This is a genomic window from Pseudomonas sp. LBUM1651, from assembly GCF_059716135.1.
The window spans coordinates 3,608,442-3,622,158 of the sequence record NZ_CP166805.1; the positions used below are offsets into that span (position 1 = coordinate 3,608,442).

Annotated in this window: 16 protein-coding genes; 9 read left to right on the forward strand and 7 right to left on the reverse strand. The window is 59.8% G+C overall.

Annotated features, from left to right (window positions below):
• Nucleotides 1-46: 46 nt before the first annotated feature.
• Nucleotides 47-571 carry a hypothetical protein gene (locus ACA066_RS16770; protein ID WP_497695818.1) on the reverse strand — a complete coding sequence of 175 codons (525 nt, stop codon included), beginning with the start codon at nt 569-571 and terminating at the stop codon, nt 47-49.
• 335 nt (nt 572-906) lie between these two features.
• On the opposite strand from ACA066_RS16770, the gene ACA066_RS16775 reads away from it, so the two are divergent.
• The 6 genes from ACA066_RS16775 to ACA066_RS16800 are packed head-to-tail and all read left to right on the forward strand — an operon-like array spanning nt 907 to nt 6,970.
• Nucleotides 907-3,825, forward strand: coding sequence for a monovalent cation/H+ antiporter subunit A (locus tag ACA066_RS16775; protein WP_497695819.1), 2,919 nt, complete (start codon nt 907-909; stop codon nt 3,823-3,825).
• A complete protein-coding gene (locus ACA066_RS16780) occupies nt 3,825-4,169 on the forward strand; it encodes a Na+/H+ antiporter subunit C (protein ID WP_462009935.1) in 345 nt (114 codons plus the stop codon). The genes ACA066_RS16775 and ACA066_RS16780 overlap by 1 nt, the downstream gene beginning before the upstream one ends.
• Nucleotides 4,166-5,851: a monovalent cation/H+ antiporter subunit D gene (locus ACA066_RS16785; RefSeq protein ID WP_497695820.1), complete on the forward strand. Its 1,686-nt coding sequence runs from the start codon at nt 4,166-4,168 to the stop codon at nt 5,849-5,851. Before ACA066_RS16780 ends, ACA066_RS16785 begins: the two co-directional genes overlap by 4 nt.
• Complete coding sequence (locus ACA066_RS16790) at nt 5,848-6,336, forward strand: Na+/H+ antiporter subunit E (protein WP_497695821.1); 489 nt, start codon at nt 5,848-5,850, stop codon at nt 6,334-6,336. Before ACA066_RS16785 ends, ACA066_RS16790 begins: the two co-directional genes overlap by 4 nt.
• Nucleotides 6,333-6,611 (forward strand): K+/H+ antiporter subunit F, encoded by a 279-nt coding sequence (locus ACA066_RS16795; protein WP_008029179.1) that lies wholly within the window; start codon nt 6,333-6,335, stop codon nt 6,609-6,611. The genes ACA066_RS16790 and ACA066_RS16795 overlap by 4 nt, the downstream gene beginning before the upstream one ends.
• Entirely contained in the window at nt 6,608-6,970 is a 363-nt protein-coding gene (locus ACA066_RS16800) for a Na+/H+ antiporter subunit G (protein WP_497695822.1), read from the forward strand. The genes ACA066_RS16795 and ACA066_RS16800 overlap by 4 nt, the downstream gene beginning before the upstream one ends.
• Nucleotides 6,971-7,095: 125 nt before the next feature.
• Here the strand turns inward: ACA066_RS16800 and ACA066_RS16805 are convergent, their stop codons facing one another.
• From ACA066_RS16805 to ACA066_RS16820, 4 genes are all read right to left on the reverse strand, one after another.
• A complete protein-coding gene (locus tag ACA066_RS16805) occupies nt 7,096-7,533 on the reverse strand; it encodes a DUF3995 domain-containing protein (protein ID WP_497695823.1) in 438 nt (145 codons plus the stop codon).
• Nucleotides 7,534-7,657: 124 nt separating this feature from the next.
• Nucleotides 7,658-8,674: an ABC transporter substrate-binding protein gene (locus ACA066_RS16810; protein ID WP_497695824.1), complete on the reverse strand. Its 1,017-nt coding sequence runs from the start codon at nt 8,672-8,674 to the stop codon at nt 7,658-7,660.
• Nucleotides 8,675-8,790: 116 nt separating this feature from the next.
• The gene (locus ACA066_RS16815) at nt 8,791-8,994 is read right to left on the reverse strand and encodes a hypothetical protein (RefSeq protein ID WP_214384429.1); all 204 of its coding nucleotides are present in this window, start codon (nt 8,992-8,994) and stop codon (nt 8,791-8,793) included.
• Nucleotides 8,994-9,464 carry a hypothetical protein gene (locus ACA066_RS16820; RefSeq protein ID WP_497695825.1) on the reverse strand — a complete coding sequence of 157 codons (471 nt, stop codon included), beginning with the start codon at nt 9,462-9,464 and terminating at the stop codon, nt 8,994-8,996. The genes ACA066_RS16815 and ACA066_RS16820 overlap by 1 nt, the downstream gene beginning before the upstream one ends.
• Nucleotides 9,465-9,877: 413 nt before the next feature.
• On the opposite strand from ACA066_RS16820, the gene ACA066_RS16825 reads away from it, so the two are divergent.
• The 3 genes from ACA066_RS16825 (at nt 9,878) to ACA066_RS16835 (ending at nt 10,875) form a co-directional block, all read left to right on the forward strand.
• Nucleotides 9,878-10,114 carry a hypothetical protein gene (locus ACA066_RS16825; RefSeq protein WP_497695826.1) on the forward strand — a complete coding sequence of 79 codons (237 nt, stop codon included), beginning with the start codon at nt 9,878-9,880 and terminating at the stop codon, nt 10,112-10,114.
• A gap of 159 nt (nt 10,115-10,273) precedes the next feature.
• A complete protein-coding gene (locus tag ACA066_RS16830; protein ID WP_033057642.1) occupies nt 10,274-10,504 on the forward strand; it encodes a hypothetical protein in 231 nt (76 codons plus the stop codon).
• Nucleotides 10,505-10,635: 131 nt separating this feature from the next.
• Nucleotides 10,636-10,875 (forward strand): DUF2789 domain-containing protein, encoded by a 240-nt coding sequence (locus ACA066_RS16835; protein WP_497695827.1) that lies wholly within the window; start codon nt 10,636-10,638, stop codon nt 10,873-10,875.
• Here ACA066_RS16835 and ACA066_RS16840 read toward each other — a convergent pair whose 3' ends face one another.
• Complete coding sequence (locus ACA066_RS16840) at nt 10,876-11,079, reverse strand: hypothetical protein (protein WP_497695828.1); 204 nt, start codon at nt 11,077-11,079, stop codon at nt 10,876-10,878. It lies immediately after the preceding gene.
• Nucleotides 11,080-12,042: 963 nt separating this feature from the next.
• Nucleotides 12,043-13,713 (reverse strand): methyl-accepting chemotaxis protein, encoded by a 1,671-nt coding sequence (locus tag ACA066_RS16845; protein ID WP_497695829.1) that lies wholly within the window; start codon nt 13,711-13,713, stop codon nt 12,043-12,045.
• Nucleotides 13,714-13,717: the final 4 nt, after the last annotated feature.

The following is a 13,717-nucleotide window of genomic DNA, read 5'->3' on the forward strand; positions in this document are numbered from 1 at the left end:
GCTCCGGGCGGCGTTCCGACGAAGGGGCCGGACGCCGACCCAGCGATCATTCAGGCAAGGACCGAATGATGTCAGCCAGGTCGCCCCTGGTGATCTCGTTTGATTTTACTGCCGCGACGACATCTTCCTTGGAGAGTGGAAAGCGTTTGAAAATCTTCTTCAGGGCATCGGAATCAATATTTGACATCCAAAGAGGAGAAATGAAATGCCCTTGGTACTCCGGCTTCATTGGCACATCCTCATAAGCGATGGCCCCTTTATGGTTGAAGTAAACGATATAGCGATCATGCCCTTCAGGAAACCTCTTGTCGTAGTAAAGAGTGACGCCGGCAGGTAGCACATAGTAATTTTCATCACCCTCTACCCCCTCGATAAGCAAAGGTGCCTTGGTCCTGAGCATTTTCCTGTCATGCGTACCCGATACATGGTTAAACCCGACAAATGCCAAGACAGCCGCATTAACAAGCGCTAAAACTGCCAACCAGAAAGAAAGCTGTTTATTCGTAAACATCCTTTTTGTCATAACGCGCCTCGGTAGTTCCTTCCAGCAGGCCTTCAAAGCTGCTGGCATGAAAACAGCACCGGGACAATCCTACAAGCAAAGCGGCGTCTCCTGCTTTTCACCGGTTAAATGCCCTGATGAACAATCAGAGTAAATGCCAACCGACCTGAAGTTGCAGGATCGCCCTGAAACATGGGGTCTGCGTTGTGACGCGAGATCGCCTGCGCCGCTGGTCCCTGTGGGAGCCTGCTCGCGAAGGGGCCGGACCTCTAAGCACAGCCCTCTGAAACAATGTGAACCAGGCTTTTTCCATCTACCGTGTAGGATTCTGCGACAGCTTGCCGTTTGGTGATCCGGGGACTGGCACGTATGATGCTTCACAAACTTCCGCAGATTAGAAGCCTATGTCCCTGATAGTTCTACTGCTTCTGCCTTTTATCGGCAGCTGTGTCGCGGCCTTGTTGCCGCACAACGCGCGTAACACCGAATCTTTGTTGGCTGGTCTGGTTGCCCTTGCAGGCACCCTCCAGGTCGCTCTCCTGTACCCGCAGATCGCCCATGGCGGCGTCATTCGCGAAGAATTTTTCTGGTTGCCCAGCCTGGGTCTGAACTTCGTTCTGCGCATGGACGGGTTTGCCTGGCTGTTCTCGATGCTGGTGCTGGGCATCGGCACGCTGGTTTCACTGTACGCCCGTTATTACATGTCACCGGACGATCCGGTGCCGCGGTTTTTCGCGTTTTTCCTGGCGTTCATGGGTGCCATGCTCGGGTTGGTGATTTCCGGCAATCTGATCCAGATCGTGTTTTTCTGGGAGCTGACCAGCCTCTTTTCATTCCTGTTGATCGGCTACTGGCACCACCGCGCCGATGCGCGGCGCGGTGCCTATATGGCGCTGATGGTCACCGGCGCGGGCGGTTTGGGTTTGCTGGCGGGGGTCATGCTGCTTGGCCATGTGGTCGGCAGCTATGACCTGGACAAGGTCCTGGCCGCAGGCGATCTAATTCGTGCACATGCCCTCTACCCTGTTCTGCTGCCCCTGATCCTCATCGGCGCCCTGAGCAAAAGCGCGCAATTCCCCTTCCACTTCTGGCTGCCTCACGCGATGGCGGCGCCGACACCCGTCTCGGCTTATCTGCATTCGGCGACCATGGTCAAGGCCGGGGTATTTCTGCTGGCGCGCCTGTGGCCTTCGTTGTCCGGCAGTGAAGAATGGTTCTACATCGTCAGCGGCGCCGGTGCCTGCACCCTGTTGCTCGGCGCGTATTGCGCGATGTTCCAGAACGACCTCAAAGGTCTGCTCGCCTACTCGACCATCAGCCACCTCGGCCTGATCACCCTGCTGCTGGGCCTGAACAGTCCGTTGGCCGCCGTGGCCGCGGTGTTCCACATTCTCAACCACGCCACCTTCAAGGCCTCGCTGTTCATGGCCGCCGGGATCATCGACCACGAAAGCGGCACCCGCGACATTCGCAAGCTCAGCGGCCTGATCAAGCTGATTCCGTTCACCGCGACCCTGGCCATGGTCGCCAGCGCCTCGATGGCTGGCGTGCCGCTGCTCAACGGCTTCCTGTCGAAAGAGATGTTCTTCGCCGAAACCGTGTTCATCAACGCGACCGCCTGGATCGAGATGACCCTGCCCATCGTCGCCACCATCGCCGGCACCTTCAGCGTCGCTTACTCACTGCGCTTCACCGTCGACGTGTTCTTCGGTCCGACCGGCACCGACCTGCCGCACACCCCGCACGAGCCGCCGCGCTGGATGCGCGCGCCGGTGGAGTTGCTGGTGTTCACGTGCCTGATCGTGGGAATTTTTCCGGCGCAAGTGGTCGGCTCGTTACTGGCCGCCGCAGCCCTGCCCGTCGTCGGCGGCACGCTGCCGGAATACAGCCTGGCGATCTGGCACGGCTGGAACGCACCGATGATCATGAGCCTGATCGCCATGTCCGGCGGCGTCGTGCTCTACCTGCTGCTGCGTAACCAGTTCAAGCGCGGACGTTTCAAATATCCGCCGGTCATTGGCCTGTTCAACGGCAAGCGCCTGTTCGAGCGCAGCCTGGTGATCATGATGCGCCTGGCCCGTCGCCTGGAGCGGCGGATCAGCACCAAGCGCCTGCAAACCCAACTGTTCCTGATGGTCCTCGCCGCCGTGCTGGCCGGGCTGATTCCGATGCTCCACAGCAGCCTGAGCTGGGGTGACCGGCCGAAGATTCCGGGCTCGATCGTGTTCGTGACCCTGTGGCTGCTGGCGATTGCCTGTGCCCTCGGCGCGGCGTGGCAGGCCAAGTATCACCGACTCGCGGCCCTGACCATGGTCAGCGTGTGCGGCCTGATGACCTGCGTTACTTTTGTCTGGTTCTCGGCGCCGGACCTGGCGCTGACGCAACTGGTGGTCGAGGTGGTGACCACGGTGCTGATCCTGCTGGGCCTGCGCTGGTTGCCTCGGCGGATCGAAGAAGTCTCGCCGCTGCCGAGCACACTGCGCAAGGCACGCATTCGTCGTCTGCGCGACTTGCTGCTGTCGATTGCGGTCGGCGGCGGCATGGCGGTGCTGTCGTACGCGATGCTGACGCGCCAGACGCCGAACGCCATTTCCTCGTTCTACCTCAGTCGCGCCCTGCCTGAAGGCGGCGGCAGCAACGTGGTCAACGTGATGCTGGTGGACTTCCGCGGCTTCGACACCCTCGGCGAAATCACCGTGCTGGCGGCCGTGGCGCTCACCGTGTTCGCCCTGCTGCGACGCTTCCGCCCGCCGAAAGAAAGCCTGCAACTGCCGGCCCAACAGCGTTTGCTGGCGCCCGACGTGGTCACCGACCTGGTCAACCCGCGTCACGCCAGCGACACCGCGCTCGGATTCATGATGGTGCCGGCAGTGCTGGTGCGTCTGTTGCTGCCGATTGCGTTCGTGGTGTCGGTCTACCTGTTCATGCGCGGCCATAACCAGCCGGGCGGCGGGTTTGTCGCGGGGCTGGTGATGTCGGTGGCATTCATCCTGCAATACATGGTCGCCGGCACGCAGTGGGTCGAGGCGCAAATGAGCCTGCGACCGCTGCGCTGGATGGGCACCGGCCTGCTGTTTGCCACCGTCACCGGGCTCGGGGCGATGGCGGTCGGGTATCCGTTCCTGACCACTCACACCTCGCATTTCGAACTGCCGGTGTTCGGCGACATTCATATCGCCAGCGCGCTGTTCTTCGACATCGGCGTGTACGCGGTGGTGGTCGGCTCGACGCTGTTGATCCTCACCGCCCTCGCCCACCAATCGGTACGTGGCCACAAAACCGCGGCCCTGCCCAGATCCGTCGCCACGAAAGGAGCCGTCTGATGGAAGAAGTCATCGCAATCGCCATCGGCGTGCTGGCCGCGTCCGGCGTCTGGCTGGTGCTGCGGCCACGGACGTTCCAGGTGGTCATGGGCCTGTGCCTGCTGTCGTATGGCGTCAACCTGTTCATCTTCAGCATAGGCAGTCTGTTCATCGGCAAGGAGCCGATCATCAAGGACGGCGTGCCCCAAGACCTGTTGCATTACACCGACCCGCTGCCGCAAGCGCTGGTGCTGACCGCCATCGTGATCAGCTTCGCCATGACCGCGCTGTTTCTCGTGGTGCTGCTCGCTTCTCGCGGCCTGACCGGCACCGACCATGTGGATGGCCGGGAGCCTAAAGAATGAATGCGATGACGCACCTGATCGCCGCACCGATTCTGCTGCCGCTGCTGACTGCCGCCGTCATGTTGATGCTGGGCGAAAAACACCGCCCGTTGAAGGCCAGGATCAACCTGATCTCCAGTCTGTTAGGCCTCGGGATTTCAGTGCTGCTGTTGCAATGGACGCAAACCACCGGCGTACCCGGCTCCATCGGCGTGTACCTGCCGGGTAACTGGCAAGTGCCGTTCGGTATCGTGCTGGTGGTCGATCGCCTCTCGGCGATGATGCTGGTGCTGACCGGGATCATCGGCGTCAGCGCCCTGCTGTTCGCCATGGCCCGCTGGGACGGCGCCGGTTCGAGTTTCCACGCGCTGTTCCAGATTCAGATGATGGGCCTGTACGGCGCGTTCCTGACGGCGGACCTGTTCAACCTGTTCGTGTTTTTCGAGGTGCTGCTGGCGGCATCTTACGGCCTGATGCTCCACGGTTCGGGTCGGGCACGGGTGTCGTCGGGGCTGCATTACATCTCGATCAACCTGCTGGCCTCGTCGCTGTTCCTGATTGGCGCGGCGCTGATCTACGGCGTCACCGGCACCCTGAACATGGCCGACCTGGCACTGAAAATCCCGCTGGTGCCGGAAGCCGATCGCGGCTTGTTGCATGCCGGTGCGGCGATTCTCGCGGTGGCGTTCCTGGCCAAGGCCGGAATGTGGCCGCTGAATTTCTGGCTGGTACCGGCCTATTCCTCGGCCAGTGCACCGGTGGCGGCGATGTTCGCGATCATGACCAAGGTCGGCGTCTACACCTTGCTGCGCCTGTGGACCTTGCTGTTCTCCGGTCAGGCCGGAGCCTCGGCGTATTTTGGCGGCGACTGGCTGATCTACGGCGGCATGGCGACCATCGTCTGCGCTGCGGTGGCGATCCTCGCCGCGCAACGGCTTGAGCGCATGGCGAGCCTGAGCATTCTGGTGTCGGCGGGAATTTTGTTGTCGGCCATCGGTTTCGCCCAGCCGAACCTGATCGGCGCGGCGCTGTTCTATCTGGTCAGCTCGACGCTGGCGTTAAGCGCGCTGTTCCTGCTGGCCGAGTTGATCGAGCGCTCGCGTTCGGCCAACGAAATGCCGCTGTTCGATGACGGCGACCTGATTGCCCGGCCGCTGGAGTCCTTGCAACCGCCCAAAGGCATCAACCTCGATGACGAACAGAAAGCCGTGGTCGGCCAGGTGATTCCCTGGACCATGGCGTTTCTCGGTTTGAGCTTCATCGCTTGCGCGTTGTTGATCATCGGCATGCCGCCGCTGTCCGGGTTCATCGGCAAACTGGGCTTGCTCAGTGCGTTGCTCAACCCGCTGGGCTTGGGCAACGGGACAGATGAACCGGTGTCGAACGCCGCGTGGGGCTTGCTGGCGTTGCTGGTTCTCTCCGGGCTGGCGTCGCTGATTGCCTTTTCGCGTTTGGGTATCCAGCGCTTCTGGACGCCTGAGGAACGCCCCTCGCCGCTGCTGCGACAGCTCGAATGCGTGCCCATCATCGCGCTGTTGGGCCTGAGCATTCTGCTCACCTTCAAGGCCGAACCCCTGTTGCGCTACACCCAGGCCGCCGCGCAGACGTTGAATAACCCGCAGCAGTACGTGATGGCGGTACTCGGCACCCGTGCGGTTCCGAGTCCGGAAGCCAAAGCCGCGGTCGCGGAGGTGCAGCCATGAAGCGTTTGTTTCCTGCACCGTGGCTGTCGCTGGCGCTGTGGTTGTTGTGGCTGGTGCTGAACCTGTCGATGAGCCCCGGCAATCTGCTGCTGGGCGCCGTACTCGGGTTTTGCGCACCGTTGATGATGCGCAAGTTGCGGCCACTGCCGATCCGGATTCGGCATCCTGGCGTGATCCTGCGTTTGTTTTTCATCGTCGGTCGCGACGTGCTGGTCTCCAACCTCGCCGTGGCCTGGGGTGTGCTCAACGCCGGGCGCCGGGCACCGCGTTCGCAATTCATCAAAGTGCCGCTGGACTTGCGTGATGCCAACGGCCTGGCTGCACTGGCGATGATCTGCACCGTGGTCCCCGGTACGGTCTGGTCGGAACTGGCGCTGGATCGCAGCATTCTGTTGCTGCACGTCTTCGATCTGGATGACGAAGCGCTGTTCATCCAGCACTTCAAGGCGACTTACGAGCGCCCGTTGATGGAGATCTTCGAATGAGCCCGTTGCTGTCGAATGCGGTTCTGCTGAGCCTGTTCATCTTTTCGCTGGCGATGGTTTTGACCCTGATCCGCCTGTTCAAAGGGCCGTCGGCGCAAGACCGGGTTCTGGCGCTGGATTACCTGTACATCATCGCGATGCTGATGATGCTGACGCTGGGCATTCGTTATGCCAGTGACACGTACTTCGAAGCGGCGCTGCTGATCGCGCTGTTTGGCTTTGTCGGCTCGTTTGCCCTGGCGAAATTCCTGCTGCGTGGCGAGGTAATCGAATGAACGCTGAACTGTCTCTGTGGGTGGAAATCCCGGTGGCGATCCTGCTGGTGCTCAGCAGTTTTTTCGCATTGATCGGCGCGATCGGGCTGGTGCGGATGAAGGATTACTTCCAGCGCATGCACCCGCCGGCACTGGCCTCGACATTGGGTGCGTGGTGCGTGGCACTGGGTTCGATCATCTACTTTTCGGCGCTCAAGTCAGGGCCGGTGTTGCATGCCTGGCTGATCCCGATTTTGCTGGCGATTACCGTGCCGGTCACGACCTTGCTACTGGCGCGGGCGGCGTTGTTCCGCAAGCGTATGGCGGGGGATGATATGCCGGCTGAGGTAAGTAGTCGGCGGACGGAAAGCGGGAGTTGAATCCGTAGATTTGTATTGATTGGCAGGGCCTCATCGCGAGCAGGCTAGCTCCCACATTGGATCTTCATTGTTTACATGCCCCCTGTGTGAGCGGGCTTGCTCGCGAAGGCGTCAGTCGAGGCAACTCAGATCCAGGCGACCGCCAACAACCCGCCCCCCAACACCACACACAACGGCGAATAAACCCAGGTGTCGAGCCGGGCAAATTTTGACCCCTTGACCTGTTTGAAAAGCCCCACCAGGTTCGAATCGCCGATCGCCCGGGCGAACATCAGCATCGCGATGGCGCTGATCACCCATTGCAGCGATTGATGGGACACCGCCGGCATCCACCAGCCGACCCGCAGGCACACTAGCGCGGCGATCAGCAACAATCCGAAAGCCACCAGCAACGTCAACCACCCTGAGGGTTTGAACGCGGGCCGAGATCTTGAGCCACCTTCCACCGGCACCTGCGGCACGGCCGCCACGGCAGCCCACTGGCCACCCAGCGCCCAGTAGACATGTATCAGGCTGATCACCGCGAAGATCGTCACCAGCCATTGAGCCAACACAAATGTCATGGTCGAGAATCCTTGAAAGGGACTTGAACAGAATCATCCTAGTCGGCATTTTTAGAAGTGCGCAGTCAATGTGGAGCGAGCCGCCTCCAGGCAGTCCGAGGAAAGCGGCATCAGGCTTACTGCATTATTTCAATTCGGCAGACACCTTATCCGCCACATCCTTCGGCACCCACGCCTGCCACACCTCCGGGTGCGCCTTCATGAACGCCTCCGCCGCCTGCCGTGGCGGGGTATGTTTCTCGCTCATTTCAGCCAGCGCCTTGTTCAACAGGCCGATCGGAAAATCGACTTTGGTAAAGAACTCGGCGATCTGCGGGTACTGTTTCTGGAACGGTGTGGACACGCCAATCGACAGCTTCGAGGGCAATGAGCGAGTCGGTTTCGGGTTCGGGTTATCGGCGTCGGTCAGGGTTTTCCAGGCTTCGGCGTCGAACGGCGGCTCTTCCAGCTGAATCAGTTTGAAACGCCCGAGCAAGGGTGTCGGCGACCAGTAATAGAAAAGAACCGGCTTGCCACGACGAATCGACGAACTGATTTCCGCATCCAGTGCCGCCCCGGAGCCGCTGCGAAAATTCACATAGCTGTCGTCCAGGCCATAGGCCTTGAGCTTCTGCTTGTTGACCACCTCCGACGTCCAGCCGATCGGGCTGTTGAGGAAGCGGCCCTTGCCCGGGGTTTCCGGGTCGCGGAACACACCTTTGTATTTCGGCAGGTCGCTGACGCTGCGCAGGTCCGGCGCCAGCGGCTTGATGCCTTTCGCCGGGTCGCCCTTGATCACGTATTCGGGCACCCACCAGCCTTCGGTGGCGCCCTTCACCGTATCGCCGAGGCTGACGACCTTGCCTTCTGCCTCGGCCTTGACCCAGACCGGGCTGCGACCGGCCCATTCTTCGCCGATGACCTGAATGTCATTGTTGGCCAGGGCGGTCTCCAGCGTGATGGTCGTCCCCGGCAACGTATCAGTCGGCAGCCCGTAACCCTTCTCGACGATGATCCGCAGGATATCGGTGATCAGGCTGCCGCTTTCCCAGTTCAGGTCGGCGAAGTGGATCGGCGCCTGGGCGGCGAATACCGGAACGGGCGAACCCGACAAACCGAAAGCGACCAGGACAGCGGTCAGCAACCGTCGAAATCCGTTCATGCTTTTGCACCTCGTGCTGTTCACAGCAATAGCAGGATGGCCTGATAAAGACCGCGAGCCTCAAAATACTCAGTCAACTGACTGTAGTAGAGGTTCCTGCTTTCGAGGGGGGAGGATTATTTTTCGGACGTTTCCTGCAAACGTGCCAGCTCTCTTCTTACCATGCTGGCGTACTCCGCCGGACGCAATGTGTAGATCTGCGACGCCACCCACCCCAGCCATGCACCCTGCAGAACCGCCTTCTGGTCAAACAGCCGCTGGGCCTCGACTCGAGCGCTGGCCTGGTTCTGTTCGTGGAAATCGGCGCGGGTCAGGGTCATTACTCGCTGGCCTTGAACGTCACCAGTTCACCCTTGCGCCACTTGGCTGCCTTGGCCGTCACGGCTTTCAGGGTTTTGGTCAGGCCTTCCTGCAACTGTTGGTAAGCGGCAAACACCATCACCACGCTGTGACCTTCCTTGAACACGATCCCGTGGCCGTTGGCCGTGGTCACGAACGCGTAATCGCCGAGACCGTACACCGTCAGTTTGATTTCGCGGAACTTGATGTCCAGTTTGCCGCCTTCACGGCTGGGCAACACCGATGCACTGAAATGATCGCCAACCTTGAGTTTCAGGCCCGGCTTGTCGTCCACCACCAGCGCTGATTCGGTGTCGAATTCGGCAATGTAAATGCCTTCAGCGTTCTGTTCGGTGATGTAAACAAAACGTGACTGGAACTGTTTAACCAGCTTTGCGCGCAAATCACCCAACACGAACAAAGCATGCATATCGAGATTACTTACTGCCAAGGAAACATCCCCACATCTGAAAATGATGCTGCACGCTGACAGACAGCGCTCAGCAGAAAAAAGCGGCAATGCCGAAGGTTGTAGCCAAAGGACCCGGGTCGAATCCGGAAACGAGCAGAGTGCTCATCCATCGCGAGGCGTGAGAAGACTACTGGAATGTCACTCGCGTCGTCTTGCCTGGCGTTCGTCAGAAGTTGAAGGAAAACGCCCTTCTGACCGCCAGAAAAACAGGATTACCAACCTTAGGGAAAAAACGCTGCAAAAAAAGCATTTTTCCGACATATCGCCCGCCAAAAATTGCTTTAGATGAACATCAATCGTCAACCCGTGACGGTGATTCTAGAGCAGCGATGCTCATCGAGACTACCCAAAACGACGTACACACGTCGGCAAAACAATGAAAAGGACTTCATATGTGCACCCTGACACACTTCGTTCCTCACACAAACCGTCCATCGACGCTGCCCCCGGCGATATTTCCGCACACTGTGTTTGACCCTGCGGAGCCTGCCACGCCGCGCTTCCAGGTGGTATTGGCCGGCAATGCCTTCTTCCACATCAAGGAAATTTCCACGGGCCGCGTAAGAGGTTTCCGCAGCAACCATAACGAAGCTTGCGCGCTTGCCCGCGCGCTCGAGTTGCGGTGTTGAACGTTCTGCCTCATTCCACTCCTATAGACGTTTCGTCATGCCGACGAGTTAACTCAGCCGTCGGCAGGCAACTACTGCCATACTGCCGAACCAATGAAACCCGTTCCCAAGCCGGACGGCGTTCAACACAACAGAATATTTCCAAGGGAAGGCTGCTACGTGACGGAATTTGATATCGGTGAATTTTTTATCCGGGGCGAAGCCAGAGAAGTCGAAGGCGAATTCCAGGCCGTCATTATCATGCGCGCCAAACCGCCACTGACCACGGTGACGTATCACCAGGTCGAGAAGGACCGCTGGTTCAAAACTTCGGACGTCGCCGCCATCGCCGCTCAGGAAGCCGCCAAGGCCCTGAAGCTCGCCGTCGATGAAGGTGCTTTGAAAGCCTGATCGGCCGGTTCGCAGTCTATGCTCATTCCTGCTTTCGAACATCGCTATCGAACTCCTGAAGTGCGGCCCCCTCAGATGCTATGCAGCCGCACCTCAGATCTCGCACCCGCGCGACAAGCAAGGAGATAAAGATGGATTCACCTACACACGACTTGAAAGGCTTGTTCGACCAGCTCGGCCTGGAATCCAGCGAAAAGGCTATCGACGATTTCATCGCCAGCCATTCCCCGCTGCCCGACGATAAAAAACTCATCGATGCCGAATTCTGGACACCGCAACAAGCTGGCTTCCTGAAAGAACAGTTGCGTGAAGATGCCGATTGGGCGCGGGTGGTCGACGACCTGAACCTGCGTATGCATCAGGTTCACTAGTCAATGCAGGCTGTCGGGAGCTTCGGCATTTAATTGCTCCAACCAGGCAGCCTTGCACTCTTGCGCTTCATCGCGACTGGAGAATGCCGTCCCCCGGCGCTCGCCGTTCAGCAATACGACCCAGCAGACACTCTGCCCCACCGCACGCAAGCTGGCGGGCACAGCGCTGCCAATCATCACCGCGATATCGACTTTGCTTTGCATGCTGACCTCTCGAACTTCATTAGCTACCTAACCATGTAGACAGGGTAATGAGTTCATTGGCGAGGAAACAGCAACTGCGCTGCACAGATTAGTTGCCCGAATCGCAACAATGCCGTGATTCAGTCCGCCTGAGAAATGGATGAAGGCGCAATCCCGCCGATATTCCGGAAACCCCTGTGGGAGCGAGCCTGCTCGCGATGGCTGAGCGTCAGGCGACGTAGGTTTTGATGGTGTACATATCCGTTCCTGGGGTAACGGCCACTAATGGTTCCGCCCTTACGGCGGGTTACTTGGAAAAGCGCCAAGTAACCAAGCGCCCGCGCCCCTGACGTACGGTGCCTCGCTAATGCTCGCCATACCCTCGCTCCGGTCCTGCTCCGTGGGCCCGCCGCCATCGGCCTTCCGACGGGGCAGATCAAGATCAAAAGCCAGATCAAAAACAAAGCGAGGCGGCCTGATAGCCGACCTCATGTCCCAAGGCCATCGGCGGTGAACACCCATGTCATACCCGCCAAAAATCCCTGTGGGAGCTAGCCTGCTAGCGATGGACGTCCAGACACAGCATTCATTCAGACCGCACGCGTTATCGTTAACGTCCATCGCTAGCAGGCTAGCTCCCACAGGGGAAATGCATACATCCGAAGAGCCAGGTCGGCCGGTAGGCCGCCTCGCAGTGCTGTGGCGGTAGTCGCCCCCTCGAGAGGCCGGGTGGAAGGTTCTGCGCAGTGGGCAACCCGGCATGGATGGCGGGTTAGCCGCCCCCGGCCATGGATGGCCGATGGCGGCGGGCCCACGGAGCAGGACCGGAGCGCGGGCACCCTGAGCCTAAGCGAAGGGCCGAACGAAAGGGGCAAAAGCCCTTGGTTACTTGGGGCTTTTCCAAGTGACTCGCCGTAAGGGCGAAACCGCCAGCCGCCGTTACCGCAGCAACGGATACGCCCCCCACTCCAAACACCCAGCAACTCAGCGAGGACTCTCCGGCTTATACCCCAAACGCAACCCACCCCAATGCCGCCCCTTGACCATGATCGGCACCGAAAGATCATGCATCAATTCCCCGGTATCCCGCGTATAGGTCTGCAACAGCACAGCCTGTTGATGACTGCCACAACGAATCCCGGTACGGTCGGAAAATTTGCGTTTGGTGCGATTCTGCAGCGTATCGACCTGCACATCCCCTGTCAGCGGCTGGCTGAAAACCTTGTTATGGGTCGGCACATAACCCTGCTGCGTACAGGCGATGGCGAACACCAGGCCTTCATGAAGCGGCAACAGCGGCTCCTGAATCGCCGGCAAAACCTGATCGGTGTAACGGTCGAAACGCGTCTGAAACTTGGCCGGGCTCGTATTGGGGATGGCCTGGTAATTGCGATCGAACAAGTCATCAAGACTGACAAGGCCCTGGTCGATATCAGCTTCGAAACGCGCCGCAATCTGACGCGCACCTTCACGGGCCAGGTCATAAATCCGCTGGTGATAGTCATCCAGTCCGACTTCGGCAAGACGCTCACTGATGGTTTCCGCCTGCCCTTCCATCTGCACGGCGGCCTGAGCCAGGCGCTGGGTCTGTTGATCGCTGATCGCCAGGTCGCTACGCATCTGCTCGATGGCGTGAAACAGGCTGTCGAGTTGCTCGCGATTGGTCTCGGCGCCCTTGGCAATTTCGCCGACCTGACTTTCGACGCCGGCCGCCAGGCGCGCGATGTTTTCCAGGTGTTGACCGGTGTGCTCGACCTGTTCGACGCCGATGTCGAGGTCGCTGGACAACTGGCGAATCTGCTCGACCACCTGCGCGGTGCGTTGCTGGATATCGGCCACCATCTCGCCGACTTCGCCGGTCGCCGTTGCCGTACGCGCGGCCAGACCGCGAACTTCATCGGCGACCACCGCAAACCCGCGTCCGTGTTCACCGGCCCGCGCCGCTTCGATTGCCGCGTTCAACGCCAGCAGGTTGGTCTGGCTGGCGATGGACTGGATCACCAGCGTGACCCGTTGGATATCGTCGCTACGCAGGCTCAGGGCTTCGATCAGCTCACGGCTGTTGTTGGCGCGCTGACTGAGTTGATGCATGCGACTGATGGATTCGATCAGCTCCGTGCGCCCTGCTGCGCTGCTCTGGTGAGCTTCGCTGGCGGCGCTGAGGGCGGCGCGACTGAGTGTCGAGGTAGCCTGTTCGGTGGCGATCATCACTTCGGCGTTACTGACAATCTGTGCCGCAGCACCGAGTTGTGATTGCAGTTTGTCCGCCAGCTGCTTGACCGAATAGGCCACGCCAGCCGCTGACAGAGCGTTGTGACTGGTGGTGTAGGAAAGATCGCGAGTCAGCTCGGCGATGGCACTGGAACTGTCGGCGGATGATTCTTCGGGGATGGCACGGGAACGTAGCCGAGGTAACCAGATAATCAGGACGGCCAGCGGCAAGCCGAGGTAAAGCGACCAGCTGCCCAACGTCATGCCGCACAGCAAGAGCATCAAGGCGATGCTTTGCAGTGTAGGCGTCAGCCAAAGGTTTTTTGGCAAAAGCACGGGTGCAGGCACTGCCCCGACCAGAGATCCGTCCCGCGTCATATCTTCACCCCACGCACTTCTAATTGTTGTGTCCGCATTAAACGCCACTACAAGGCCATTATCCATGGTC